Source organism: Rhizobacter sp. P3_C12 (assembly GCF_056402735.1).
Genome location: NZ_JBFUGW010000013.1, coordinates 1 through 26,115, shown reverse-complemented (window position 1 = coordinate 26,115; position 26,115 = coordinate 1). Strand labels below are relative to the sequence as shown.

Annotated in this window: 23 protein-coding genes; 10 read left to right on the top strand and 13 right to left on the bottom strand. The window is 70.5% G+C overall.

What is annotated here, in order from left to right:
• Window position 1: 1 nt before the first annotated feature.
• Window positions 2–1,237 (bottom strand): FAD-dependent monooxygenase, encoded by a 1,236-nt coding sequence (locus tag AC1DXV_RS04355; protein ID WP_477864983.1) that lies wholly within the window; start codon window positions 1,235–1,237, stop codon window positions 2–4.
• A gap of 207 nt (window positions 1,238–1,444) precedes the next feature.
• Here AC1DXV_RS04355 and AC1DXV_RS04350 point away from each other — a divergent pair, with 207 nt between their 5' ends.
• The 6 genes from AC1DXV_RS04350 to AC1DXV_RS04325 all read left to right on the top strand — a co-directional run bounded on the left by AC1DXV_RS04350 (window position 1,445) and on the right by AC1DXV_RS04325 (window position 8,577).
• Entirely contained in the window at window positions 1,445–2,326 is an 882-nt protein-coding gene (locus AC1DXV_RS04350; RefSeq protein ID WP_477864984.1) for an EpsD family peptidyl-prolyl cis-trans isomerase, read from the top strand.
• 124 nt (window positions 2,327–2,450) lie between these two features.
• Entirely contained in the window at window positions 2,451–3,497 is a 1,047-nt protein-coding gene (locus AC1DXV_RS04345) for an SPFH domain-containing protein (RefSeq protein WP_477932630.1), read from the top strand.
• Window positions 3,498–3,512: 15 nt separating this feature from the next.
• Complete coding sequence (locus tag AC1DXV_RS04340) at window positions 3,513–5,087, top strand: DUF4178 domain-containing protein (RefSeq protein WP_477864986.1); 1,575 nt, start codon at window positions 3,513–3,515, stop codon at window positions 5,085–5,087.
• 28 nt (window positions 5,088–5,115) lie between these two features.
• Entirely contained in the window at window positions 5,116–5,337 is a 222-nt protein-coding gene (locus tag AC1DXV_RS04335) for a DUF350 domain-containing protein (protein ID WP_047593230.1), read from the top strand.
• Between the two features lie 16 nt (window positions 5,338–5,353).
• Entirely contained in the window at window positions 5,354–6,925 is a 1,572-nt protein-coding gene (locus AC1DXV_RS04330) for a polyamine aminopropyltransferase (protein ID WP_477864987.1), read from the top strand.
• Window positions 6,922–8,577, top strand: coding sequence for an FAD-dependent oxidoreductase (locus AC1DXV_RS04325; RefSeq protein ID WP_477932628.1), 1,656 nt, complete (start codon window positions 6,922–6,924; stop codon window positions 8,575–8,577). The genes AC1DXV_RS04330 and AC1DXV_RS04325 overlap by 4 nt, the downstream gene beginning before the upstream one ends.
• A 4-nt stretch (window positions 8,578–8,581) precedes the next feature.
• On the opposite strand, the gene AC1DXV_RS04320 is transcribed toward AC1DXV_RS04325, so the two are convergent.
• Window positions 8,582–9,733 carry an NAD(P)/FAD-dependent oxidoreductase gene (locus AC1DXV_RS04320; RefSeq protein WP_477932626.1) on the bottom strand — a complete coding sequence of 384 codons (1,152 nt, stop codon included), beginning with the start codon at window positions 9,731–9,733 and terminating at the stop codon, window positions 8,582–8,584.
• A 145-nt stretch (window positions 9,734–9,878) separates the two neighbouring features.
• Between AC1DXV_RS04320 and AC1DXV_RS04315 the strand changes: the two genes are divergently transcribed.
• Entirely contained in the window at window positions 9,879–10,700 is an 822-nt protein-coding gene (locus AC1DXV_RS04315) for a M90 family metallopeptidase (protein ID WP_477868918.1), read from the top strand.
• A 4-nt stretch (window positions 10,701–10,704) separates the two neighbouring features.
• Here the strand turns inward: AC1DXV_RS04315 and AC1DXV_RS04310 are convergent, their stop codons facing one another.
• The 4 genes from AC1DXV_RS04310 to AC1DXV_RS04295 all read right to left on the bottom strand — a co-directional run bounded on the left by AC1DXV_RS04310 (window position 10,705) and on the right by AC1DXV_RS04295 (window position 14,483).
• Window positions 10,705–11,214, bottom strand: coding sequence for a DinB family protein (locus tag AC1DXV_RS04310; RefSeq protein ID WP_477868916.1), 510 nt, complete (start codon window positions 11,212–11,214; stop codon window positions 10,705–10,707).
• Between the two features lie 93 nt (window positions 11,215–11,307).
• Entirely contained in the window at window positions 11,308–12,789 is a 1,482-nt protein-coding gene (locus AC1DXV_RS04305; protein WP_477932624.1) for a catalase, read from the bottom strand.
• A gap of 97 nt (window positions 12,790–12,886) precedes the next feature.
• Window positions 12,887–13,867, bottom strand: coding sequence for an AEC family transporter (locus AC1DXV_RS04300; protein ID WP_477865769.1), 981 nt, complete (start codon window positions 13,865–13,867; stop codon window positions 12,887–12,889).
• 31 nt (window positions 13,868–13,898) lie between these two features.
• Complete coding sequence (locus tag AC1DXV_RS04295; RefSeq protein WP_477865768.1) at window positions 13,899–14,483, bottom strand: SRPBCC family protein; 585 nt, start codon at window positions 14,481–14,483, stop codon at window positions 13,899–13,901.
• 62 nt (window positions 14,484–14,545) lie between these two features.
• Here AC1DXV_RS04295 and AC1DXV_RS04290 point away from each other — a divergent pair, with 62 nt between their 5' ends.
• The gene (locus tag AC1DXV_RS04290) at window positions 14,546–15,241 is read left to right on the top strand and encodes a glutathione S-transferase N-terminal domain-containing protein (RefSeq protein WP_477865767.1); all 696 of its coding nucleotides are present in this window, start codon (window positions 14,546–14,548) and stop codon (window positions 15,239–15,241) included.
• Between the two features lie 63 nt (window positions 15,242–15,304).
• Here AC1DXV_RS04290 and AC1DXV_RS04285 read toward each other — a convergent pair whose 3' ends face one another.
• Window positions 15,305–15,739, bottom strand: a complete 435-nt coding sequence (locus tag AC1DXV_RS04285; RefSeq protein WP_477865766.1) for a PilZ domain-containing protein — start codon at window positions 15,737–15,739, stop codon at window positions 15,305–15,307.
• A gap of 76 nt (window positions 15,740–15,815) precedes the next feature.
• The gene (locus AC1DXV_RS04280; protein ID WP_477865765.1) at window positions 15,816–17,339 is read right to left on the bottom strand and encodes an alkaline phosphatase D family protein; all 1,524 of its coding nucleotides are present in this window, start codon (window positions 17,337–17,339) and stop codon (window positions 15,816–15,818) included.
• An 82-nt stretch (window positions 17,340–17,421) separates the two neighbouring features.
• Here AC1DXV_RS04280 and AC1DXV_RS04275 point away from each other — a divergent pair, with 82 nt between their 5' ends.
• Window positions 17,422–19,533, top strand: coding sequence for an ATP-dependent helicase (locus tag AC1DXV_RS04275; protein ID WP_477865764.1), 2,112 nt, complete (start codon window positions 17,422–17,424; stop codon window positions 19,531–19,533).
• Window positions 19,530–20,168: a lysoplasmalogenase gene (locus tag AC1DXV_RS04270; RefSeq protein WP_477865763.1), complete on the top strand. Its 639-nt coding sequence runs from the start codon at window positions 19,530–19,532 to the stop codon at window positions 20,166–20,168. Before AC1DXV_RS04275 ends, AC1DXV_RS04270 begins: the two co-directional genes overlap by 4 nt.
• Here the strand turns inward: AC1DXV_RS04270 and AC1DXV_RS04265 are convergent.
• The 5 genes from AC1DXV_RS04265 to AC1DXV_RS04245 form a co-directional block, all read right to left on the bottom strand.
• Entirely contained in the window at window positions 20,155–20,967 is an 813-nt protein-coding gene (locus AC1DXV_RS04265; RefSeq protein WP_477865762.1) for a LytR/AlgR family response regulator transcription factor, read from the bottom strand. The two genes, AC1DXV_RS04270 and AC1DXV_RS04265, sit on opposite strands and share 14 nt — an antisense overlap.
• Window positions 20,964–21,395 carry a hypothetical protein gene (locus AC1DXV_RS04260; protein WP_477865761.1) on the bottom strand — a complete coding sequence of 144 codons (432 nt, stop codon included), beginning with the start codon at window positions 21,393–21,395 and terminating at the stop codon, window positions 20,964–20,966. Before AC1DXV_RS04260 ends, AC1DXV_RS04265 begins: the two co-directional genes overlap by 4 nt.
• A complete protein-coding gene (locus AC1DXV_RS04255; RefSeq protein WP_477865760.1) occupies window positions 21,392–22,882 on the bottom strand; it encodes a sensor histidine kinase in 1,491 nt (496 codons plus the stop codon). The genes AC1DXV_RS04260 and AC1DXV_RS04255 overlap by 4 nt, the downstream gene beginning before the upstream one ends.
• A 96-nt stretch (window positions 22,883–22,978) precedes the next feature.
• A complete protein-coding gene (locus AC1DXV_RS04250) occupies window positions 22,979–24,424 on the bottom strand; it encodes a DUF1501 domain-containing protein (protein ID WP_477932622.1) in 1,446 nt (481 codons plus the stop codon).
• 11 nt (window positions 24,425–24,435) lie between these two features.
• A partial coding sequence (locus tag AC1DXV_RS04245; RefSeq protein WP_477932620.1) for a DUF1800 domain-containing protein occupies window positions 24,436–26,115 on the bottom strand: 1,680 nt, incomplete at its 5' end.

Genomic DNA, 26,115 nt, shown 5'->3' with positions numbered 1-26,115 from the left:
TTCAGCGTGAACCGAACATCATCTGCCGCGCCAGCGCCGACTTGACCGGCTTCAACGCCTGCAACGCCGCCATCCCGAGCCCCCGCGCCGCCCCCGCCCCCGGCAGCTTCCACGTGAAGCTGCGCGCCAGGAAATCGGTCGCGGCGATCATCGCCCAGCGGTCCGGCCCGCGCTGCCACTCCAGGCGCCGCAGCACCTGCGCCACGTCCGCGTTGCGCGACAAGGCCTGCACCAGCTCGAACGCATCGCGCAGGCCGAGGTTCAGCCCCTGCCCCGCCACCGGGTGCAGCGTCTGCGCCGCGTTGCCGATGCGCACCGTGCGCCCGTCGGTCAGCGTGCGCTCGGCGCTCAGCCCGAGCGCGAACCGCTTCAGCGGCGACACCGCGGTGATCGCGCCGACCTCGGCATCGAACATCGTGTTCAGCACCGCCAGCCGCTGCGCGTCGCTCAGCGGCTCGACCGGGTCGTCGGCGGCCGGCACGCACCACACCAGCGAGGCCTGCCCGTTCTTCAGCGGCAGCAGCGCCGCCGGCCCGTGGCGCGTGAAGCGCTCGTAGGCCACCCCTGGCCGGGCGTTCGCGAGCGTCACGGTGCCGACCCAGGCGGTCTGGTGATAGTCGCGGTGCAGCGGCTCGCGCACGCCGCCCAGGCGCTCGCGCGGCAGCTGGCTGAACACGCCGCCCTCGGCCACCACCGCGATGTCGAAGCGCTCGGCAATGCCGGCATCGACCTCGACCCCACCCTCCACCGGCTTCAGCCCCTGCACCGGCTGGCCGAAGCGGCTGAGCAGGCGCTGCGGCTCGCGCTCGCAGGCCGCGAGCCATGCGCGCTGCAGCGGCGCGACGATGCCGCCATAGCTCAGCACCGCGCCGAGCATCGGCACCGCCTCCTCGAGCGCGCTGATGCGCACCGTCGGCTCGCCGACCCAGGCAGCCAGCGCGGCACCGAGCGACGGCGGCTGCTGCGAGACATGCACCTCGACGATCGGCTGCGCCGCATCGGCCTGCCAGGCTTCGAGCCGCTGCAGCAGTTGCACGCTGCCGAGCGACAGCGCGAGCGTGCGCGGATCGCCGGACACGTCCTTGTCGAGCGGCCGGGCATCGAACACGCTGACCTGCGCCCGCGGCAGCGACTGCGCGGCCAGCAGCGCGAGAGCCAGGCCCACCGGCCCGGCGCCGACCACGGCGAGGGTCAGCGGCTTCTCGGATGACGCAGGAGCAGGGCGGGGAGCGGTCATCGGGCACCTCGTGAGCGGCGGTGTGGCGGAAAAGCGGCATTGTCGCGCTGCCGCACGAGGCCATCGCGAAAGGCCTCGGCGTGACATTTCGCACCGATTCGCCACCGACGACCGGCCCGCCGCTGTCCTACCCCCGACTCAGGGCATGGCCGCTTTGGATGCGCGGGGGTACGGTGCCGGCTGCCCCCCTAATTTGCAGCCCCCCAGATGCCCGCCTCCGCAGTACTCGCGCGCCTTTTCCTGCTCCCCGCCATCGCCGCCGCAGGGGCGCTTCTCGGCGCCTGCAGCCCGCAGGCCGGCGCCTCCACCGAACAGGCCGCTTTCAGGATCAACGGCGAGCCGGTCAGCGAGCACCAGCTCGAACTCGTGCTGCCGCGCGCCGCGATCGGCGAAAGCAACGCGCAGACCCAGGCCGCGGGCCGCCTGGCGGTGGCCGACCTGGTGCAGGAATCGCTCGCCGCGCAGGCCGCGCGCAAGGCCGGGCTGGACCGCGACCCGCGCACCGTGCAGATGATCGAGGCCGCGCAGCGCGAGGTGCTGGCCCGGGCCTACGAAGAGCGCCTGGCGGGCACCGCCGTCGAACCCTCCAGCGACGAGATCGACCAGTTCTACGAAGCGCACCCCGCGTGGTTCGCGCAGCGCCGGCTGATGTGGCTGCAGGAGGCGGTGCTGCCGCTGCCGGCCGCGCGCCTCGAGGCGTTGAAGGCCCGGCTGCAGGCCGCGGCGACGCCCGACAAGACGATGGAGGCGCTGCGCGTCGAAGGCGTGCCGCTGAACGCGCGCCAGTTCGCGCTGCAGCCCGAGGAGACGCCGCAGGCGCTGCTCGACGCCCTGGCGCCGCTGCGCGTCGGCCAGTCGCTGGTGCTGCCGCAGGACGGCGGCGTGCGCGTGCTGACGGTGCTGCAGACGCAATCCACCGCGGTGTCGCGCTCGGCGGCCGTCAAGCAGATCGCGGCGGTGATCCGCACCGAACGGCGCCGCAAGGCGGTCGAGCGCGGGCTCGCCGCACTGCAGCAGCAGGCCCGGGTCGAATACCTCGGCCGTTCGATGCAGTGGAGCGCCGCGGCGTCGGCGCCGATCCAGCGCTAGCCGATCCGCCCAGGGGCCGCGCCGCGCGGTTCACCAAAAAGGGGGAGACGAGCGGCCGATGCCGGGGCGTATTATTCGCCGCACTCCGATCCCGGAGCCGGTCGTTTTGCAGGAGCTTCGCGCCATGGGCCTGATGGATTTCATCAAGAAACAGTTCATCGACATCCTCGAGTGGACCGAGTCCGGCGACGGCGTGCTGGCCTGGCGCTACCCGATGGCCGACAACGAGATCCAGTACGGCGGCTCGCTCACCGTGCGCGAATCGCAGATGGCGGTGTTCGTCAACGAAGGCAAGGTGGCCGATGTGTTCGGCCCCGGCACCTACAAGCTGACGACGCAGACGCTGCCGGTGCTCACCTACCTGAAGAACTGGGACAAGCTGTTCCAGAGCCCGTTCAAGAGCGACGTCTACTTCTTCAGCACCCGCCAGCAGATCGACCAGCGCTGGGGCACGACCCAGCCGGTGACGATCCGCGACAAGGACTTCGGCGCGGTGCGCCTGCGCGGCTTCGGCAACTACAGCTACCGCATCGCCGACCCGAAGCTGTTCCACACCGAGATCTCGGGCACGCGCGCGAGCTACACCACCGCCGAACTCGACGGCCAGCTGCGCGCGCTGATGCTGCAGCACATCTCCGACGCGGTGGCCGGGAGCGGCATCGCCTTCCTCGACCTCGCAGCCAACCAGGTCGAATTCGCGAAGGCGCTGCAGGAGGCGACGCAGCCGTCGTTCAACAAGTTCGGCCTGTTGCTCGAGAGCGTCACGCTGCAGAACATCTCGCTGCCCGAGGAGCTGCAGAAGATCCTCGACCAGAAGATCGGCATGGGCATGGTCGGCAACGACATGGGCAAGTTCATGCAGTACCAGACGGCGCAGGCGCTGCCGAAGTTCGCCGAGGGCGGCGGTGGCGGTGGTGGCATCGCCGGCGATGCGATGGGCCTGGGCGCGGGTGTCGCGCTCGGCCAGGTGCTGGCGCAGCAGCTCAGCCACGGGCTGCAGCAGCCGGCGGCAGCGCCGGTCGCGGCAGCCGCCGCGGCCGCTGCGACACCCCTCCGCCCCGACGAAGTGATGGCCACGCTCGAGAAGCTCGGCGACCTGAAGGCCAAGGGCATCCTGACGCAGGACGAGTTCGACGCCAAGAAGGCCGAGTTGCTGAAGAAGCTGGTCTAAGGTCGCCGCTCTTTCTTGGCGACCGAACCCAGCCCACAGCGCGCCTACCGCGCGCCCTGCCCCAACTGCGGCGCCGAGGTCGAGTTCCGCTCGGCCGCGTCGGCGTTCGCGGTCTGCAGCTTCTGCCGCAGCACCATCGTGCGCGACGGCGACGCGCTGCGCAGGATCGGCCAGAGCGCCGAGCTGTTCGACGACCATTCACCGCTGCAGCTCGGTGCGAGCGGGCGCGTGCAGGGCGCCGGCTTCACGCTGGTGGGCCGGCTGCAGTACCGCTACGCCGAGGGCACGTGGAACGAATGGCATGCGCTGTTCGACAACGGGCGCAGCGGCTGGCTGTCGGAGGACAACGGCCGCTACGTGCTCGCGTTCGACCAGCCGCTGCAGGCCGCGGTGCCGGAGGCGGCCAGCCTGCGGCCCGGGCAGCAGCAGATCGTCAACGGCCAGCCGTGGTCGGTCGCGTCGGTCTCGGCCGCGAAGCTGATCGCGGCGCAGGGCGAGCTGCCGGTCAAGCCGAACACGGAGCGCGGCTTCGTCGTCAGCGACCTGCGCAGCACGCGCGACGAGGTCGGCACGCTCGACTACAGCGACCCGGCGGCGCCGAAGTGGTCGGTCGGCCGCTCGGTCGCGATCAGCGAGCTCGCGATGACGGGCCTCGCCGAGCAGGCGCAGAAGACGCTGAAGGCGCGCAGCGTCGAATGCCCGAACTGCGGCACCTCGCTGGAGGTGAAGCTGGCGACGACGCAATCGATCGTCTGCCACCAGTGCCATTCGGTGGTCGACGTGTCGCAAGGCGTCGGCGGCGACCTCGCGCACTACGTGCAGGACAACGGCAGCGAGCCGCAGATCGCGCTCGGCAGCGTCGGCACGCTGGCGCTCGGCGGCAAGGCGCCGCTGCCGTGGCAGGTGGTCGGCTATGTCGAGCGCTGCGAGCTGCCCGACGGCTCCGACGACGAGCAGACCTTCTGGCGCGAGTACCTGCTGTACCACCGCACCGAGGGCTTCGCGTTCATCGTCGACGCGGAAGACGGCTGGAGCTGGACGGCGCCGATCACCGGCGTGCCGCAGCTGCGCGGGGACAGTGCGGTGTACCAGGGCGCGACCTACCGCAAGCTCTACACCTACACCGGGCAGGTCACCTACGTGCTCGGCGAGTTCTACTGGCAGCTCACGCGCGCGCAGCGCACGCTCAACACCGACTACCAGTCCGGCAGCAAGCGGCTGAACCGTGAGCAGACCGGCGACGAGATCGTCTGGTCGGCGGGCGACGCGATGAGCGCCGACGACGTGATGAAGGCGTTCCGGCTCGCTGGCGACCGGCGCGCGGCGCTGCAGCGGGATGCGCTGCCGTCATCGGGCTCGGGCGGGCTGCTGGCCAAGCTCTTCGTCGCGATGTTCGTGATCGCGGTGCTGCTGATGCTGTTCCGCTGCAGCAGCAGCTCGGCCGATTGCAGCGGCCTGCGCAGCACCTACGGCGAGAATTCGCAGGAGTACGCCAGCTGCCTGAACAGCAACCGCAGCGGCGGCGGCAGCGGCTTTCGCACCGGCGGCGGCTCGTTCGGCGGCTTCTCGAGCGGCGGCGGCCACAAGTGAAGACAACCCCACACAGGAGGCTCTCATGATGGGAATCGAATGGATGAAGCCCGGCATCTTTGTCGGCTCCATCCTGTTTGCACTGATCGGCGTGCTGGTCTTCTGGATCAGCTTCATCATCGTCGACAAGATCACGCCCTATGACCTGTGGGCCGAGATCGTCGAGAAGAAGAACGTGGCGCTGGCGATCGTCGTCGGCTCGATGTGCATCGCGATCGGGATGATCGTCTCCGCCGCGATCCACGGCTGAAGGCAGTCTCTCGTCCGTGAGCGACGCAGCGGCCGATCCCCCGCCCCCCACGCCCCCCTCGCCCGGCATCCGCCCGGCCGAGGTGGCGCTGCTCGCGTCCGTCTTCGTCGTCGCCGCCTGCGGGCTCGTCTACGAGCTCGCGGCCGGCACGCTGGCGAGCTACCTGCTGGGCGATTCGATCCTGCAGTTCTCGACCATCATCGGCAGCTACCTGTTCGCGATGGGCATCGGCTCGTACCTGTCGCGCTTCTTCGAGCGGCAGATCATTGCGCACTTCCTGCGCATCGAGCTGCTGGTGGGCCTGGTCGGCGGGTTGATGCCGCTCGCGCTGTTCGCGCTGCAGACGCTGGCCGCGCCGTCGTTCCGCTTCGCGCTGTACGCACTGGTGCTGCTGGTGGGCACGCTGGTCGGGCTGGAGATCCCGCTGGTGATGCGCATCCTGAAGCGGCACTTCCGCGCACGCTACGCCCTCAAGGACCTGGTCTCGCAGGTGCTGACCTTCGACTACCTGGGCGCGCTGGTCGTCGCGATCGCGTTCCCGCTGCTGTTCGTGCCGCAGCTCGGGTTGATCCGCACCGGCGCGTTCTTCGGGCTGCTGAATGCCGCGGTCGCGGTGTGGGCGCTGTGGCTGTTCAGGGGCGAGCTGCGGCGCTGGGGGCTGCATGCGATCGCCTGCGGCGGCGTCATCGCCGCGCTGCTGGCGGCCTTCGCCGGCGCGGAGCGCGTCAGCAGCTGGGCCGAGGACCGCTTCTACGCCGACCGCATCGTCTACAGCGCATCGAGCGCCTACCAGCGCATCGTCGTCACCTCGAGCAGCGTCGGCGTGCGGCTGTTCCTGAACGGCAACCTGCAGTTCCATTCGCGCGACGAGTACCGCTACCACGAGGCGCTGGTGCACCCGGCGATGGCCGGCCACGGCGCGCCGCGCCAGGTGCTGGTGCTGGGCGGCGGCGACGGCATGGCGGTGCGCGAGATCCTGAAGTACCCCGGCGTCGAGCAGGTCACGCTGGTCGAGCTCGACCCGCACATGACGACGCTGTTCGCGCAGTCGCCGATGCTGCGCGCGCTGAACGCCGATTCGCTGCACTCGCCGAAGCTGCGCATCGTCAACGCCGATGCCTTCGCGTGGCTGGAGCAGAACCCGGGTGCGTTCGACGTGATCGTCATCGACTTCCCCGACCCGACCAATTTCTCGATCGGCAAGCTCTACACCACCGGCTTCTACCGGCTGGTCGAGCAGCACCTGAACGCGAGCGGCTATGCGGTGGTACAGACCACCTCGCCGCTGATCGCGCGCAAGAGCTTCTGGACGGTGGCGACCACGCTGGAAGCCGCCGGCCTGCAGGTGACGCCGTACCACGCGCACGTGCCGAGCTTCGGCGAATGGGGGTTCATCCTCGCGAGCCGCCGGCCCTACCGCATGCCGACGCAGCTGCCCGAGGGGCTGCGCTTCATCAGCCTCGGCGGGTTGCCGGCGCTGTTCGATTTCCCCATCGACATGGCGCGCGTGCCGGCCGAGGTGAACCGGCTGTCGAACCAGGTGCTGGTGCAGACCTTCGAAGATGAATGGGGCAAGGTGCACCAGTGAGCGGGCTCCCCGACCTCGACCGGCGCACGCTGCTCGCCGCAACAGCGGCCACGCTCGCCGGCCTGAGCGGCTGCGATGCGAAGCGGCCGGCGGCCTACGGCGGCGAATGGATCGGCGCGCAGCACGAGCGCGGCCACCGGCTGCGCGACGGCGGCCGCACGCTCGCCGAGCCGACGGTGCACAAGCGCGCCGGCGTGATCGTCGTCGGCGCGGGCATCGCCGGGCTGTCGTGCGCGCGTCGGCTCGGCCTGGCCGGCATCGACGACGTGCACGTGTTCGACCTGGAGGACGGCGCCGGCGGCAACAGCCGCGCGCACCGCATGGGCGGCATGGCCTGCCCGCTCGGCGCGCACTACCTGCCGGTGCCGGGCGACGACGCGGTGGAGCTGATCGGCCTGCTCGAATCGCTGGGGCTGCGCCGCAGCGAGGGCGGGCGCGCGGTGTGGGACGAGCGCCACCTGTGCCACAGCCCGCAGGAGCGGCTCTTCATCGACGGCCACTGGCACGACGGCTTGCTGCCGCCGATCGCGGCGCTGCCCGAATCGCAGCGCGACGCGACGCTGGCGCAGTACCGCCGCTTCGCCGAGCTGGTGTCGCTGGCCGGCCCGGCCGGCAGCTTCGCACTGCCGACGGCGCGCACCGCGTGGACGCCGGCGATGCGGGCGCTGGACGGCGTGACCTTCGCGCGCTGGCTCGACGACCAGGGCATCACCGCACCGCCGTTGCGCTGGTACCTGGACTACTGCTGCCGCGACGACTACGGTGCCGGTGCCGCGCAGGTGTCGGCCTGGGCCGGGCTGCATTACTTCGCGAGCCGGCACGGCTTCCATGCGCCGGGGGATGACACGCGCGACGTGCGGGCGCGCGACGACGGCGTGCTGACCTGGCCCGAAGGCAACGCCTGGCTCGCGCAGCGGCTGGCGACGCCGCTGAGCGGCCGGCTGCACGACGGCTGCGTCGCGCTGGCGCTCGAGGAGGGGAAGCGCGAGGTGACGCTGGACCTGTGGAACGCGAAGGCGCAGCGCACCGAACGCTGGACCGCGGCGCACGCGGTGCTCGCGACGCCGCTGTTCATCTCGGCCCGCGTGCTGCGCACGCCGCCGGCGGCGCTGCAGGCGGCGGTGGCCGGGATGCGGCATGCGCCGTGGCTGGTCGCGAACCTGCAGCTGTCGGACGCGCTGGTCGACCAGCCCGGCGCGCCGCCCTCGTGGGACAACGTGCTGTACGGCAGCAGCACGCTCGGGTATGTCGACGCGATGCACCAGGCGACGCGGCCCTACCCCGGGCCGACCGTGCTGACGGTCTACTGGGCGCTGGGCGGCGACAACGAGGCGCAGCTGATCGCGCAGCGCAAGCGCCTGCTGGAGCAGCCGTGGCAGGCCTGGTCGCAGGCGGTCGTGCAGACGCTGGTCGGCGCCCACCCTGACCTGCCCGACAAGCTGGTGCGCATGGACCTGATGCGCTACGGCCACGCGATGAGCATTCCGCTGCCCGGCGTGCGCGGCAGCCCCGCGCTGGCGGCACTGGCCTCAGGCAGCGGCCGGGTGCAGTTCGCGCATGCGGACCTGTCGGGGTACTCGGTATTCGAGGAGGCGTTCTTTCACGGCAACGCGGCGGCGCGGCGCATTGCAGCGCGCCTGAAGGCCGCGTGAAAGGCTAGACCAGCAGCCCCGGCACCTGCGGCACCAGCGCCTGCCGCTGCGCCGTGGCGCTGCCGAGCAGCGCGAAGCCGAGCAGCTGCCCGTCGCCGCTGTGGAAGCGCGCATCGCAGCCCTCGTCGCTGAGCGTCACCGTCCACGCGCCCGAGGCATCGAGCGGCGGCGGGCACACGACGGTCGGGCAGGCCGGCGTCTTCACGATCACCGGCATCGCCGGGTAGACGACAGGCGTCGGCTTGCCGGCGAGCGTCGCGGCCAGTGCGCGGGCCTGCTGCATGATCGGCATCACATAGGGCAGCGTGTGGCCGTCGACCTCGGCGCAGTCGCCCAGCGCATGCACGTTCGGCACGCTGGTCGCGAGCAGCCGGTTCGTCACGATGCCGCGGTTGGTGGTGATGCCAGCGGCGTGCGCGAGCCCCGTGCGCGGGCGCAGGCCCACGGCCGACAGCACCAGGTCGGCGGCGAGCGTGCCGCCATCCTTCAGCGTCAGCGTGAAGCCCTTGCCATCGCGCTGCACCGCCGCGACCGAGGTGTTGAAGCGAAAGCCCACGCCGGCCGTCTCCAGCTTCTCGCGCAGCCGCGTGCTGGCCTGCTCCGGCAGCAGGCGCGGCAGCGCGCGCGGTGCCAGATCGATCACCGTCGGCGCGATGCCGCGCGCGAGCAGGTCGTTCGCGAACTCGCAGCCGATCAGCCCGGCGCCCAGGATCGCGACGCGCTGCACGCCGTCGAGCCGGTCGGCGAAGCGGGCGTAGTCGTCGAGGTCGTTGACCGACAGCACGTCGTCGGCGCCATCGCCGCCGAGCGGCACGCGGATCGGATCGGCACCGAGCGCGAGCACCAGGTCGCGGTACGCGATGCTCTCGCCGCCATCGAGCTCGACCACCTGCGCCGCGGTGTCGATGCGTGCGACGACCGCGTTCGCGCGCAGCGTCGCGTTGAGCTCGGCCGCCATCTTCTCGGCCGGCTTCATCACCAGCGACGCGGCGGTCTTCTTGCCGGCCAGCGCGTTCGACAGCATCGGCTTCGAATAGAAGCCGGCCTGGTCGCGGCTGACGATGACGAGCGGGGTCGTGGTGTCGAGCTTGCGCAGTTCGCGCGCGAGCGTGAAGCCGGCGAGGCCGGTGCCGAGGATGACGATGGGATGTGACATGGGGCGCGGGCCGTGAAAAGCGGTCGCCACTGTAGCAGTGGGGCCGGCGGTTACCTTTGGAGGCAAGCTCCCGCCGCACACTCGCATTGAAATGCCGGAGCCCGGCTCCACGTGGGAATCTCCACCGACAAGGACACACCGGACCATGCTGACCCTCATCATCGTCGTGTGCCTCGTCGGCGCCTTCATCGCCTGGCTGATCGGCGAACCGTCGTGGATCGAGCTGCGCCGCCGCCGGGTGCGCGCCCGCCCGTTCCCGGCCGAATGGCGACAGATCCTGCGCCGGCATGTGCCCTATGTGCGCGGCATGCCGGCCGACCTGCAGTTGCAGCTGAAGAAGCACATGCAGGTGTTCCTCGCCGAGAAGGTGTTCATCGGCTGCGGCGGCCTCGAGGTGACCGAGGCGATGCGCGTGACGATCGCCGCGCAGGCCTGCCTGCTGCTGCTGAACAAGCGCCGGCCGGGCTACTTCCCGAGCCTGAGCCAGGTGCTGGTCTACCCGGGCGCCTTCGTCGTCGACAAGGTGCACACCGGCCCGGCCGGCGTGCTGCAGGAGCAGCGCCAGGTGCTGGCCGGAGAATCGTGGTCGCAGGGCCAGGTGATCCTGTCGTGGCACGACGCGCTGGAAGGCGCCGCCGAGGCGGACGACGGCCGCAACGTCGTGATCCACGAGTTCGCGCACCAGCTCGACCAGGAGAACGGCGACGCGAACGGCGCCCCGTGGATCGGCCGCCGCCACCGCGCGCGCTGGGCGCAGGTGTTCGGCAGCGAATTCGCGCTGCTGCAGCAGCAGGCCGAGCGCGGCGAAGAATCGCTGCTGAGCCACTACGGCGCCACCAACCCGGCCGAGTTCTTCGCGGTCGCGAGCGAGGTGTTCTTCGAGCAGGCGCCGCAGATGGCCGCGCAGCATCCGGCGCTGTTCGCCGAGCTGAGCCGGTTCTACCGCGTCAATCCGCTCAGCTGGTAAGGATTCAGCTGACGGCCGACGCGGCGCGCGCCGCGTCGATCTTGCCGAGCAGCCATTGCAAGCCGGCCAGGTGCTGCTGGTCGTGGCTCGCGAGGTAGTGCACCAGGCTGCGCAGCGTCAGCGCGCCATAGCCTTCGAACACGGCAGTGCGCTCCCACTGGGGCGGCTCGATGCGCCGCAGCAGCGCCATCGTCTGCTCGCGGGCCAGGCGGAACGCCGCCAGCACCTGCGCCGCATCGGCATGCGCATAGCCGCGCTCGATCGCGAGCGCATCGGTGTCGATCGACGCGAGCAGCGGCCGGTCTTCGTCCAGCGTGCGCTGCAACCTCACGTGGTAGCCGTCGATCTCGATGTCGCGCACGTGGCACAGCTGCGCGAGCGGCGACAAGGCCTCGCTCGGCACGCCGTCCCAGCTGTCGGGCACGAAGGTCTCGTACCCGCGGGGAACCTCGGCGTAGAAGGCCGCGAGCTGGTCGGGGAAACTGGCGAGTGCGTTCAGGGTGGCTGCATGCATCTCGCCAGTATGCCGATCAGCTGATCCAGTGCGTGATGAGAATCCCGAACCCGAGGCCGTTGATCAGCATCCCGATCGCGAGGCGGACGGTCTTCATCGTGCACCCCCTTCGGCCAGCTTGCGGGCCACCGCGGCGCCGTAGGCCGGATCGGCCTTCGTGAAGTGCCCGATCTGCCGCTGGCGGATCTCGTCCGACGGCACGCCGCGCATCGCGTTCGCGATGTTGCTCGTCAGGCGCTCCTGCTCGTCGGCCGGCAGCAGGCGGAACAGGTTGCCGGCCTGCGTGAAGTCGTCCGACTCGCCGCGTTCGTCGTAGCGACCGGCCGTGCCATCCAGCGGCCAGCCGGCGTCACCGTGCCCGAAGCCCTGCGGCGCGCTGCCGCCCGCCTGCACCGGCTCGTAGTTCTGCGCGGCGCTGCTGCCGTTCGGGTCGCCCGCGCTGCCGGCCATGCTGCCGTCGCGCTGCTGGTGGTGCACCGGGCAGCGCGGCCGGTTCACCGGCAGGTGCTGGTGGTTGGTGCCGACGCGGTACAGCTGCGCATCGTGGTACGCGAACAGCCGGCCCTGCAGCATCTTGTCGGGGCTGAAGCCCAGGCCCGGCACGATGTTGGCCGGCGACAGCGCGGCCTGCTCCACCTCGGCGTGGTAGTTCACCGGGTTGCGGTTCAGCTCCAGCACGCCCACCGGAATGCGCGGGAAATCCTTGTGCGGCCACACCTTGGTCAGGTCGAACGGGTTCCAGCCGGTGCGCGCCTCCCACGTCGCGGCCTCGGCCTCGGTCATCACCTGGATGAAGACGTTCCACTTCGGGAAGTCGCCCGCCGCGATCGCGCCGAACAGGTCGCGCTGCGCATGGTCGGGGTCGCTGCCGGCCAGCCGCGCCGCGTCCTCGGGCAGCAGGTTCTTGATGCCCTGCTGCGTCTTCAGGTGCCACTTGACCCACACCCGCTCGCCGCCCGCGTTGACCAGGCTGAAGGTGTGGCTGCCGAAGCCGTCCATGTGGCGGTAGCCGTCGGGCGTGCCGCGGTCGCTGAACAGCATCGTGACCTGGTGCAGGCTCTCCGGCGCCTTGCTCCAGAAGTCCCACATCATCGTCGCCGACTTCAGGTTCGTCTGCGGGTCGCGCTTCTGCGTGTGGACGAAGTCGGGGAACTTGATCGCGTCCTTGATGAAGAACATCGGCGTGTTGTTGCCGACCAGGTCCCAGTTGCCGTCTTCGGTGTAGAAGCGCAGCGCGAAGCCGCGCGGGTCGCGCTCGGTGTCGGCGCTGCCCTTCTCGCCGCCGACGGTCGAGAAGCGCACGAAGGTCTCGGTCTGCTTGCCGATCGCGCTGAACAGCTTCGCATGGGTGTAGCGGCTGATGTCGTGCGTGACGGTGAAGCTGCCGTAGGCGCCCGAGCCCTTCGCGTGCACGACCCGCTCCGGGATGCGCTCGCGGTTGAAGTGCTGCAGCTTCTCGATCAGGTGGAAATCCTGCAGCAGCACCGGGCCGCGCGGGCCGGCGGTGATCGAGTTCTGGTTGTCGACCACCGGAATGCCGGAGGCGGTGGTGAGGCGGGAGGGGGTTTGGCTCATGCGAGGGCTCCTGGGTTCGGTGCCTCAGTGTCGGAAAGCCAGGCCTCGCCGTAAATTCAATTGATCAAAGATCAACGATAGCGAATCACAATCGCCCTCACCCACCACCCGCACGCGGGATCAGCCAGCCCGCCAGCAGCGAGAAGCTGGCGAAGGCCAGCACGGTGCTGGCCAGGATGATGCGGGCGATGCGCCCGTTGTCGGCCCGGTAGCGCTCGGCCAGCAGCGAGACGTTGCTGGCGCTCGGCAGCGCGGCCGCCAGCGTCAGCACGGCCAGCCCGAAATCGCTGACCGCGAGGCCGGCCCGGCGCGCCGCCAGCCCGAGGCCGAACACCAGCAGCGGGTGCACGAACAGCTTGATCAGCGCGACCGGCAGGTAGTGCCCGAGCGGCGTGCGGCTGTGCGCATGCTGGCCGGCGCGCCACAGCACCGCGCCGATCGTGAACAGTGCGACCGGCGTCGCCGCATCGCCCAGCATCCGCACGATCTGCGCGAGCGGCCCCGGCAGCTCGCGGCCGCTGGCGGCCAGCAGCGCGCCGAGCCCGATCGCCCAGGGCAGCGGGTTGCCGAGCGCGCCCCGCAGCGAGCGGCGCAGCGAGACGCCGAGGTCGTCGTGCGGCGTGCCGTCGTGCCGGCGCGATTGCGCGAGCGCCACGCACAGCGAGCTGGTGAGCAGCAGGTCGACCAGCACGGTGCCGATCACCGGACCGGCGGCACGCTCGCCGAGCAGCGCGGCCAGCAGCGGCACGCCCATGAAGCCGGTGTTCGGGAACGCGGCGACCAGCGCGCCGAAGGCGGCGTTCTTCAGGTCGACGCCGCGCCGCATCGTCAGCGCGACCGTCAGCGCCACCACCAGCAGCGCGCAGGCGGCGTAGACGCCGATCAGCGCCGGATCGATCAGCTGCGCGAACGGCATGCTGGCGCCGAAGCGGAACAGCATGCAGGGCAGCGCGAAGAACAGCACGAAGGCGTTGAGGCCGGGGATCGCGGCTTCGGGCAGCACGTGCTGGCGGGCGGCGACGTAGCCGCACAGCACCAGCGCGAAGAAGGGAATCGTGACGGCAAGAATGGACTGCACGGGGCGGGAGTATCGCGCCTGTGCAGCCTCCTCAGGGTGACGACGCCGGCGCGGCCGTGTGCGCCGCGGCGCCCTGCCGGCGCCGGATCTCCGCGATCAACTCGTCGTACTGCTTGCCGGTCTCCGATTTGATCAGCGACGGCCCGATGCCCGGTGGCACCCAGCGGTTCGGCACGTACTCGCCGTGGAAGGTGATCACCGTGTGCCCGCTGTCCGAGGCCGTGAGGCGGGTCGTCGCCTCGTAGCTCTTGAAATCGCCGCTGACCAGGTGCGAGCGGATCTCCTGCGGCGCGACCAGCTCGACCGAGCGCACGCTGTGGAATGCGAAGTGCAGCAGGCCGTGGCGCGCCTCGCCGCTCTGCTCGACCTGCAACGCGTTGTTGTCATGGCCGATCACCGCACTGGATTTGAGGTTGGAGACGAAACCCGCCATGTGCTCGTAGTCGGTCAGCACCGCCCACACCTGCTCGCGCTCGGCGGCCACGCTCGCGGTGACGTCGAGCACCACCTTGCCGTCCTGCAACGCGACCTGCACGTCGACCGGCTGGGCCTGCACCGAGGTGCCCAGCAGCGACAGCAGCAACACGGCAGGTGCGAGGGCATGGCGCAGATCCATCGCACGATGCTAAGACAGCCGGCCGTTCGCTGCACGCGGGACTGTTTTGCCTACACTGCCGCATGGCCGCCCCCCTGCTCAAGCTCTTCATCGCCAACAAGAACTACTCGTCCTGGTCGCTGCGCCCCTGGGTGCTGATGCGAACGCTGCAGATCCCGTTCGACGAGCAACTGGTGCCGTTCGGCGCCGGCTCGCAGGCCGAGGTCTTCGGTGGCTTCTCGCCCTCGGGCAAGGTGCCGTGCCTGGTCGATGGCGAGACGGTGGTCTGGGATTCGCTGGCGATCATCGAGTACCTCGCCGAGGCGCATCCGCAGGCCTGGCCGGCGGACCGCGGTGCACGCGCCTGGTCGCGCAGCGCGGCCGCCGAGATGCATTCCGGCTTCTTCAACGTGCGCAACCTGTGTTCGATGAACTGCGGCGTGCGGGTGCGGATCGAGCCGGTGCCACCGGCGCTGCAGGCGGAGTGGGACCGGCTGTCGGCGTTGTGGGATGAAGGGCTCGCCCGCTTCGGCGGGCCGTTCCTGGCAGGCTCGCAGTTCACGGCCGTGGATGCGTTCTTCGCACCGCTGGCGTTCCGGGCCCAGACCTATTCGCCTGCGCTCTCGGCGCGTTCGAACGAATATCTCGCGCGCCTGCTGGCCTTGCCGGCGATGCAGGCGTGGTACGCCGAGGCGCTGGCCGAACCGTGGCGTCACGAAGGCCACGAGGAAGAAGTTCGCGCTTCCGGCAGCTTGCTGCAGGACCTGCGCACCCAGTAGCCCGGATGCCAATCCGGGACGGCGCTTTGCAAATACCCCCGGATTGGCATCCGGGCTACGACGTCAATGTCGCTGGCCGGCGGCGATCGACGGAAAGTCGCGCGCATAGCGGTCGATCCATTCGGTCGCCGCTTCCTCCGCGCTGAGCTGCCGGCCCTCGATGCGGCTGACCGACTGCCGGTAGTCCTCGATGTGGCACACCTGCTCGACCATGCGTGCGAGGAACGCGACCTCGGCATCGAGGAAGGTCACGCCCACCTCGTAGCCGTCGATCTCGCTCGGCTCGCACCAGGCCACCCGGGCATCGGCCTCGAAGGCCGGTTGCACATAGGGAATGCAGATGTGCACATGCTCGCCCGGCGCCACCGCCCGGTCGACATGCACCGCCAGCCCGCCCGCGCTGATGTCATGCGCATGGGCCGCTGCCGCCGGGCCGTGCAGGTTGCCGGTACCGATCTCGACCGGCAGGTCGACAGGGTGGCGGATGAACTGTCTCATGGTGTGGCGCAAGTATTCGCCATCTGCGCGCGCAACGCCAATAACCCATTTGAAGGGGTGGGTTGGCCCGCTTTCGTCATCCGACCTGCGCGCCCGCCCGCCCCGCCTCGACGCCATAGCGCGCCGCGGTGCGGATGCTCGCGTTGGGATCGTTTGCATCGCTGACCACGCGCAGCGCGGCCTCGAGGCGCTGCGGGTTCAGCCGGAAGCTCATGTAGCCGCGCTCCTCGCTGCGCGCATAGCGGATGTGCGGGTTCAGCGGCAGCGCCGCATCGAGCCGGTCCTGCGCCATGCCGTGGCTCGTGATCGAGGTGCCGCAGAACTCGGTGGCGAGCGGCGCCGCGTCGCCGGGGCGGCGCTTCAGGTCGGCGATGTAGTTGCAATGCACGTCGCCGCTCAGCACCACCGGGTTGGCGGCGCCGCGCTCGGCCAGCGTGTCGAGCAGCCGCTCGCGCGCGACCGGGTAGCCGGCCCAGCCGTCGGTCCAGAAGCGGCCTTCCTTCGTCCAGGTGAACGGCGCCATCAGCGTCTGCTGCGCGAGCAGGTTCCAGCGCGCATCGGTTCTTGCGTCGGTGCGCGCCAGGCCCTCGCCGAGCCAGCGCTCCTGCGCCACGCCGAGCAGCGTGCGCCCGGGCTTCATCAGCTCGGGGCAGGCGGCCAGGTCGATGGTGCTCGAGCCGCCGCGGCCCGGCTTCGGGCAGGCCTGGTGGTCGCGGTACTGGCGGTCGTCGAGCACGTGGAAGCGCGCCAGCGCGCCCCAGTCGTAGCGGTCGAACACCTGCGCATTCGCGCGCACCGGCCGCGCCGACAGCGGCAGCGGCATGTGCTCCCACCAGGCCTGGTAGGCCGCGGCCCGGCGTTCGAGGAAGTTCGGCGCCAGGTCCTGGCCCTGGTCGTTCGCGTAGTCGTTCGCGACCTCGTGGTCGTCCCAGGTCACGATCCACGGCGCCACGGCATGGATGCGCTGCAGGTCGGCATCGCCCTTGTACTGCGCGTAGCGGGCCCGGTACTGCGCGAGCGTCGTCGCGTCGCCGCTGCCCTCGTGCAGGCGCACGCGGCCGGCGACCGGCCCGTACTCGTAGATGTAGTCGCCAAGGAAGACGACCAGGTCGGGCGATTCGTCGGCGAGGTGGCGCCACGCGGCGAAGTGGCCGTGGTCCCAGCGCTGGCACGACGCGATCGCGAAGGCCAGCGATTCGCTCGCGCCGGCCGGCGGCGCGGTGCGGGTGCGGCCGGTCGCGCTGCGCGCGCCGAGCGCGGTGAAGCGGTAGAAGTAGCTGCGCGACGGCGCGAGCTCGCGCGGCTGCGCATGCACGCTGTGGCCCCAGGCGGCCTCGGCGGTCTCGGTGCCGCGCGCGACGACCTGGGTGAAGGCCTCGTCGCGCGCCAGCTCCCACTGCACCGGCACGCGCGGCGGCAGGTCGGCGCCCATCAGGCGTGTCCACAGCACGACGCTGTCGGCGCGCGGCGAACCGGAGGCGATGCCGAGCGGGAAACGGTCGATGTCGGCGGCGCGCGCGGCGCGCACGAACAGCGGCGCACCGGCACTGGCCGCGGCCCATTGCAGCAGGCGGCGGCGGTCGAAGGAAGTGGGGCTCATGGAAGGATCGGCAAGAAAGCTCGGAGGGGTTCGCGATTGTTCTATCACAGTCACGCGGCCTCGCTGCGACGGACGCTCGCCTATGATCGATGCGAGTTTGCTTCCGAGCCGTTCCCCCGTGTCCTCCTCCCCCGATTCCGTCTCCACGCTGAACAACGCCCAGATGGAGGCGGTGCAGCACCTGTCCGGCCCGTGCCTCGTGCTGGCCGGCGCCGGCTCCGGCAAGACGCGGGTGATCACGCACAAGATCGCGCGGCTGCTGCAGGCCGGCTATGCGCCGGGGCAGATCGCCGCGATCACCTTCACCAACAAGGCCGCGCAGGAGATGCGCGAGCGCGCCAAGTCGCTGATCGGCGCGCGCGCCGCCAAGCACCTGGTCGTCAGCACCTTCCACTCGCTGGGCGTGCGCATCCTGCGCGCCGAGGGCGAGCGGCTGGGCCTGAAGGAGAAGTTCAGCATCCTCGACAGCGACGACGTGCTCGGCATCCTGAAGGACGCCGGCGGCACCACCGACATCGCGATGGCACGCCGCTGGCAGTGGACCATCAGCCTGTGGAAGAACGAGGGCCTGGGCAGCGACGACGTGAAGCCCGAGACCGACGACGACGTGGTCGCGCAGAAGGTGATGAAGCGCTATGAAGAGCGCCTCGCGGCCTACCAGGCGGTCGACTTCGACGACCTGATCGGCCTGCCGTACCGGTTGCTCAAGCGCGATGCCGAGGCGCGCGCCACCTGGCAGAACACGCTGCGCTACGTGCTCGTCGACGAATACCAGGACACCAACGCGATCCAGTACGAACTGCTGAAGAACATCGTCGGCGAACGCGGCATGTTCACCGCGGTGGGCGACGACGACCAGAGCATCTACGGCTGGCGCGGCGCCACCATCGAGAACCTGCGCCGCCTGCCGCAGGAGTACGCCGACCTGAAAGTGATCCCGCTGGAGCAGAACTACCGCTCCACCGGCTACATCCTGCGCGCGGCCAACGCCGTGATCGGCAACAACCCGAAGCTGTTCGAGAAGAAGCTGTGGAGCGCGTTCGGCGACGGCGAGCCGGTGCAGCTGGTCGAGTGCGACAACGAGGAGCACGAGGCCGAGCGCGCGGTGGCGCGCATCCAGGCGATCCGCGCGAACGGCGCGGCCGACGGCGTGCAGTTCAAGGATTTCGCGATCCTGTACCGCGCCAACCACCAGGCGCGGGTGATCGAGAAGGCCTTGCGCAAGGCCGAGCTGCCGTACAAGGTGTCGGGCGGCCAGAGCTTCTTCGACCGTGCCGAGATCCGCGACCTGTGCGCCTGGCTGCGGCTGCTGGTGAACAACGACGACGACCCGGCCTTCCTGCGCGCGGTCACCACGCCCAAGCGCGGCATCGGCCACCAGACGCTCGGCAGCCTGGGCGAGTTCGCCGGCAAGTGGAAGACCAGCCTGTACGAGGCGCTGTTCGCCGAGAGCCTGGGCACGGCGATCCCGGCGCGCGCGATCGGCTCGCTGCACGAGTTCGGCCGCTACGTCAGCGATTTCGAGTACCGCGCGCGCCACACCACCGGCGCCGAGGACGCGAAGGCGCTGCTGATGGGCTGGCTGAAGGACATCGACTACGAGAAGCACCTCTACGACGGCGAGGACAGCGAGAAGCTCGCCGCGTCGCGCTGGTCGAACGTGATCGACTTCATCGACTGGATCGCCAAGCGCTGCGGCGGCGAGATCGAGAACGACGGCGGCATGAGCATCGAGACCGAGCGCACCAGCGTGCTCGACGTCGCGCAGACCATCTCGGTGATCATGAGCCTGGCCGAACGCGGCGAGGAGCAGGACGTGATCACGCTGTCGACGCTGCACGCGTCGAAGGGCCTCGAATGGCCGCACGTGGTGCTGGCCGGCGTCAACGAAGGGCTGCTGCCGTTCCGCAGCGACGACGAGGAGATGACGCCACAGCGGCTCGAGGAGGAGCGCCGGCTGATGTACGTCGGCATCACGCGGGCCCGCACGACGCTGGCGGTGAGCACGCTGCGCCGGCGCAAGCGCGGGCGCGATTTCGTGCAGGGCATCCCGAGCCGCTTCATCGGCGAGATGAAGCTGCACGAGGCCGGCCCGAAGGAAGACCCGCGCGAGAAGCTGAAGGCGCTGCGCGCCGCGGCGCAGGCGCGGGCCGAACTGGCCAAGGCGGCAGCACCGGCGGCGGGGGCGGAATGAAGCCGATCACCTGGATGGCGTGGACGGGGGCCATCGTCGCAAGCGCGGCGCTGGCCATCGCGTCGGGCGACGGCTGGATCGCGGCGCACTGGCTGTTCGTGTTCAAGCCGTTGACCACGCTGCTGATCATCGCGTTCGCATGGTCTCGCGGGGCCGATGCGCCGGCGCGGCGGCGCTGGGTGCGGGCGGGGCTGCTGCTGTCACTGGCCGGGGATGTCGCGCTGCTGTGGCCGGTGCAGGGCTTCCTGCCGGGGCTGGTGGCCTTCCTGCTGGCGCACCTGGCGTACATCGTGGCGTTCACGCGCGGCGTGCGCTTCGCGGCGCGGCCGCTGGCGTTCGCGGCGTATGCGGTGGTGGCGGGTGCGATCCTGTGGGCCTTGTGGCCGGGCGTTCCGGCGGCGTTGCGCGTGCCGGTGCTGGCCTATGTGGTGTGCCTCGCGACGATGGCGGCGCAGGCGGCGGCGGTGGGCCGCGTCGCGGCGCTGGGCGGCGCGCTGTTCGTCGTTTCGGATGCGCTGCTGGCCACCCACAAGTTCGCAGCGCCGCTGCCGCTGTCGGCGCTGTGGATCCTGGCCACCTACTGGGCGGCGCAGACGCTGATCGCCATGTCGTTGCGGCGCGTCACATCCCCTTGAACAATCCGGTGAAGCTGCGAGACACCTCGAGCTTCTCGTTGTGCCCCTTCACGCTGACCAGCTGGCGCCCGCGCAGGTCGCGCGTCACGCCCGAGATCGCCTGCGTGTTGACGAGCGTCGAGCGGTGGATCTGCCAGAACTGGTTCGGGTCCAGCTCGTCCAGCAGCTCCTTGATCGGCTTGCGGATCAGCGCCTCGATCGTCGCCGTCTGCACTCGCGTGTACTTCTCGTCGGAGATGAAGAACAGCACGTCGTCGACCGGGATCATCTGGATGCTCTGCCCGACCGTCGCCTGGATCCAGCGCAGCCGCTGCGGCGCGCTGCCCGGGTTCAGCTGCTGCGCGAGCTTCTGCAGCAGCTGCTGCATCTCGGGCCCGGCCACCGGCGGCGCCTCGTGCGAGGCCGCGCGCTGCGCGAGCCGCTTGCGGATGCGCTCCACCGTCAGCGCGAGCCGCTCGCGCTCGGCCGGCTTCAGCACGTAGTCGACGACGCCCTGCTCGAAGGCCTCGACCGCGTACTGGTCGTAGGCGGTGATGAAGACGATCTCGCAGCCGTCCCAGTCGTCGTCGCCGGCGGCGAGCTGGCCGATCTGGCGCGCCGCCTCGACACCGGTCATGCCCGGCATCCGGATGTCGAGGAAGACCAGGTCGGGCCGGTGCTGCGTGGTCAGCTCCACCGCCTCGATGCCGTTCTTCGCCTCGGCAACGATCTCCAGCTCGGGCCACACCTCGGCGAGTCGCGCGCGAAGCTGCTCGCGCATCAGCCGCTCGTCGTCGGCAATCACAGCTCGGATGTTCATGCCCGGATCGTAGCCTCAGCCGGGGCCTGGGGCGTGTTCGTCGCTTTCGGCTTGCGCTCCAGCACGCGCCACGCGAGCCACAGCAGCCCGGCCACCAGCAGCACCGGCGACAGCAGCAGCCCCGCGGCGATCAGCGCCACCGCGACGGCGATGCCGACGGCCAGCGCGGCGAACAGCAGCGGCACGCCCAGGCCCACCATCAGCGTGAACGGCACGACGATCGCCACCACCAGCGCGGCCACCAGCAGGCAGGCGGTGAGCACCAGCCACTGGCCGGCCTGCAGCGACGGCAGCATCCACGACTCGCCGTCGATGCTCACGTGGATGCCGTCGGCCGGCAGGCTGTGGATCAGCGCCGCGGCGGCGAGGCCGGCCATCACGAGGGCGCTGAGGCCGAGGCACAGGAAGAGCTTGAGGACGCGTTTCATGCAGGGGCTCCTTCGGACGTCTTGGCGCGGTAGGGCACGGTGATCGTCACCCGCGTGCCGCCGCCGGGGTTCTCGGACACGGTCAGGCTGGCCGCGCTGCCGTACAGCAGCTGCAGGCGTTCGCGGATGTTCGCGAGGCCGATGCCGGTGCCGGCGGTCGCGGCCTTGCCGAAGCCGAGGCCGGTGTCGGCCACCGACACCGCGAGCTTGCCGTGCACGATCTCGGCGGCCACCGTCAGCGAGCCGCCCTCGGCCTTCGGCTCCAGCCCGTGCTTGATCGCGTTCTCGACCAGGCTCTGCAGCATCATCGGCGGGAACTCGGCCGACAGCAGGCCGTCGCTCACGCGCACCTCGGTCTGCAGGCGCTCCTCCATCCGCACCTTCAGGATCTCCAGGTAGGGCCGGATCACCGCGAGCTCGCGGCCCAGGTCGCGCGTGGCCTGCGCATTGGCCTCGCGCATCGTCGGCATGCTGGCGCGCAGCAGCGCGATCAGGTTCTTCTGCATCCGGCTGGCGCGCGGCGGGTCGGTCTCGATCAGGTGGTCGATGCTCGCCAGCGTGTTGAACAGGAAGTGCGGCTCCACCTGCGCCTGCATCGCGGCCATGCGGGCCTCGATCACCTGGCGCTTCAGCGCCTCGGACTCGGCCATCTCGGTGGCCACCACCGCCTGCGCCTCGGCCTTGAAGCGGCCGGCGGCCATGATCTTGATCACCATCGAGATGAAGATCAGCAGGAAGGTGAAACCGGGCAGGTGGTCGCCGGGGCGGAAGCCCTTGATCGTGATGGTCTCCACCTCGTTGTCTTCGTCGGCGGCCATCTTCTCGAGCACGCGGTCGGCGGCCTCGCGCTGGGCCTCGGCCGCGGCCTCCTGCGCGTCGGCGATCGCCCGCTGGATGTCGGCCTTGGCCTCCTCGACCGCGGCACGCACCTCCTCGGTGTCGGCGTTCTTCGGCAGCTTGACCTCGATGGCCGGCACCGAGATCGTGATGCCGGCGGCCGCCGATGCGGCAGCCGACGCGGCCGGTGCCGCCGGGCCGATGCGCACGCCGCGATCGTCGATCGTCACGCCACCGGCGCGCACGCCCTTGTCATCGATCTCCAGCGGCCCGATGCGCACGCCCTTGTCGTCGATCGTGACCTCGAACGGCTTGCCGGCGATGGTCACGTTGGCACGCTTGGCCGGCTCGGCCGAGGCGGCGCTGGCGGGCGCGGCCGGCGCGGTCGGTGCGGCGGGTGCAGTGATCGCCGGCGCCTTGCGCTTCTTCGGGCCCTTCACGACGACGCGGTCGTCGGTCCAGCGCAGGTTGAACGGCGGCAGGTCCGACAGGATGCCGGCGGCGATCAGCGCCAGCACCGACAGCAGGACGAAGCGCTTCCAGCTGATGCTGTCCAGCCAGCGGGCATAGGCRCTGAAGGTGCGGCGGGCGGCCGGCAGCATCGAGCCGGTGAAGCCGGGGGCGGCGGGCGGGGTGGGAGTCGAGACCATGCAGCCACTGTAAGCGGCGGCACGGGGGCGGCGCGACAGCCGGGCGACGGTCCGGCCGATCGGCCGGACAGGCTGCAGCCATCCGCGACAGAGCGGTTACAGGAACCCGAGCTTCCTGGTCGCGAAGTTCTTCAGGTTCGGCAGCACGGTCGCGAGCTGCGTGTCGGTGGCGCCGAACCAGCCGAGCATCGTGGCCGCGTACTGGTCGACCGAGGTGGTCGGGATCCAGCGGCCCTGCAGCTCCCAGCTGTCCTTGCCGACGTCGTCCGGCCCGCCCGGCGTCAGCGTCGGGAAGGTGCCGTAGCTCGCGCCGCCCTTCACCGCGCCGCCCACCACCAGGTGGTTGCTGCCCCAGGCGTGGTCGGTGCCGTTGCTGTTGTTCGGCGTGAAGGTGCGGCCGAAGTCGCTTTGCGTGAAGGCCGTCACGGCATCGGCCATGCCGAGGTTCTTCATCGCCGCGTAGAACGCACCCAGCGCGTCGCCGACTTCCTTCAGCAGGTCGGCATGGGCGCCGGTGGTGGGCCCGCCGGTGATCTGGTTCGCATGCGTGTCGAAACTGTCGATCGACGCGAAGAAGATCTGCCGGTTGCCCTGCACCGTGCCGTTGGCGGCGATCAGCTTGGCCACCTGGTAGAGCTGCTTGGCCAGCCCCGTCTTCAGCGTGCTGCCGGAGATCAGCGGCGCGAAGGCGCTGTCGATCGCCGCCAGCGCGCCGGTGCCGCCGGGCGTCACCGCCACGGTCGCGGCGAGCCGGTCCGACACGGCGAAGGCGTTGCGCTGCGCCGCCGCATAGGCATCGGCGAGCGCGGCATCCTGCGCCTGCGCGTACAGCGCATCGATCGCCTTCTTGCGCGCGGTGTTCGACGCGTTGTTGGTCAGGTCCTTCGGCTGCAGGTTGTAGGCGCCGAACGTGGCGCCCGGGTCGGGCAGCACCAGCGGGGTCTGGGCTGACGACAGGCCGAAGCGCGTCGAGCCGGCGACCGAGATCACCGGGTTCGCGGTGCCCAGCGCCTCGGAGGCGCGGCCGCCCCAGCCGGTGCGGGTCAGCGAATCGGAGGTGCCGGTCTCCCACAGGATCTGCTGGTCGGAGTGCGAGAACAGGTTGTCGGGCAGCAGGTCGGAGCTGCTCGCCGCGGCGCGGTACTGGTCTTTCGTGAGCGGCGAGTTCAGCGTGCCGAGGTTCAGCACCGGCGCGAGCTTGCCGTCGGCCCAGGCGGTGGAGAGCGCCGCGAGCGACGGGTGCAGCCCGTAGTTGATGCCGGCCAGGTTCACGAGGTTGGCCTTCGGGATCGCGAGGCCCTTGCGCACGGCGGCGTACTGGTCGTAGCGGGTGTCGGTCGGCACGATGGTGTTGAAGCCGTCGTTGCCACCGTACATGAAGAGGCAGACCAGCGCCTTGTAGTCGGCCGCGTAGGCCGGGCGGGCGCCGAGCAGCAGGTTGGACAGCGTGCCGGTGCCGAGCGCGCCGGCCAGCGTGGCGCCGGAGCCGAGCAGCCAGCGGCGGCGGTCCATCGAAGCGGGAGCGTGGTGATGGTGTGTCATGTCGGGCTCCTTTATCGCTGGACTTGGTAGTTCGGGGAGCCGAACACGAGGTAGGCGGCCATCTTCACGCGGTTGAGCTTCTGCGCATCGGTGCTCGATCCGGACACCGACACCGCGGCGATCACGTCGGTGCGCGGCCCGGCCGGCAGCGTCTGGCCGATCGCGAGCATCGACAGCCGGTCGACCAGCTTGGCGGCATCGGTCGCGTCGGCGGTGAAGGCCGACAGGTCGACGAGCGTGCCCACCGGGTTCGGCGCGCCGCTGTCGGCCGGCTTGGTGCCGCCCCAGTCGAACAGGTAGGTCAGGAAATTGAGCCGCTCGAGCGCCGAGTTGGCGTTGTGGATGCCGAAGGCCGGGCCGACCAGCGCGGTGCCGGGCACCGGGTAGTCGGGCGGGTAGTAGTTGAAGACCGAGGGCGGGCGGAACACGTGCTGGCGCAGGCTGTCGCCCCACCACCAGCTCAGCGAGTCGCCATCGGTGTTGCCGTTCAGCGCGCGCAGCGTGCCGGTGAACATCAGCGTGGGCTCGCGCAGCTTGCCGCTGTTGCGCGTGGCGGTTTCGGCACGCGCCTCGCTGTCGAGCAGCACGGCCGCGACGGTGGCGGCCAGGTCGCCGTTCCTGCCGCTGCCCCAGCTCTTGTCGAAGTACGTGAACTTGCCGCTGCTGAACGCGGCCGACACGCGGGCCACGTACTGCGGCGTCGGGTTGCTGGTGACGAGCTGCTGGATCAGCTGCTTGCCGATGAAGGGCGCGGTGTTGGGGTGCGCCATCAGGCTGTCGAGCACGGTCTCGAGCGCGGCCGGGGCCTTGGTGCCGGCCGCGAGCTGGGCGCCACCCAGCAGGTCGCGCGCCGTGGTGTCATGGAACTTGTCGACCGCGATCATGTCGCCGCCGTAGTAGCGGCAGTTCATGCCGGTCGGGTAGCAGCCGTACGAGGTGGCGCCGCCGGCGGGGTAGGTCCAGCCGGTCAGCGCGAAGGCGTAGGCGCGCACGGTGTCGTTGCTGTAGGTCGGCACGCACTTGCCGCTCTTCAGCGAGCCATCGGTATTCAGCTCGCAGGTGCCGATGCTGAACAGCTGCAGCAGTTCGCGCGCGTAGTTCTCGTTCGGCGCGGCCTTGTCGTTGTTCGCGTTGTTCAGGAAGTCGCCCATCACCGGCGACAGCGTCACCTTCTTCAGCACGTCGCGGTAGTTGCCGAACGCGTTGTCGAGCAGGTTGTTGTAGTAGACGCGGAAGCCGTAGTTGCCGCTGACCTCGAGGCTGTTGACGACGACCACCTGCTGCAGCGCGAACGCGACGCGCTGGCGCAGCTGGTCGGGCTGCTTCACCGCATTGCGGTAGAAATCCCACAGCAGCGGCTCGGTCGAGAACCAGTCGCGCCAGCAGTCGGGCTCGTTGACGTGGGCCGGCAGCTCGCAGAACTCGGTGGCGCTGGTGTTCTGGTGGATCTCGCCGGTCTTGCCGCTGGTGTAGCGCGAGCCGTTGAGCGCCATCTGCGCGCTGATCCACGCGGCGGCGCCCTTGGACTTGATGTCGGTGACGAGGGCCTCGCTCGGGCCGAACGTGGCCTGGTCGGCGAGGCGGACGGCGTCGCGCTGGGTGGCGGTGGCCGGGGCCGTGGGGGTGGGTGCCGGCGCTGGCGCAGGGGCAGGGGCAGGCGCCGGAGCGGGAGCCGGCGATGGCGCGGGAGC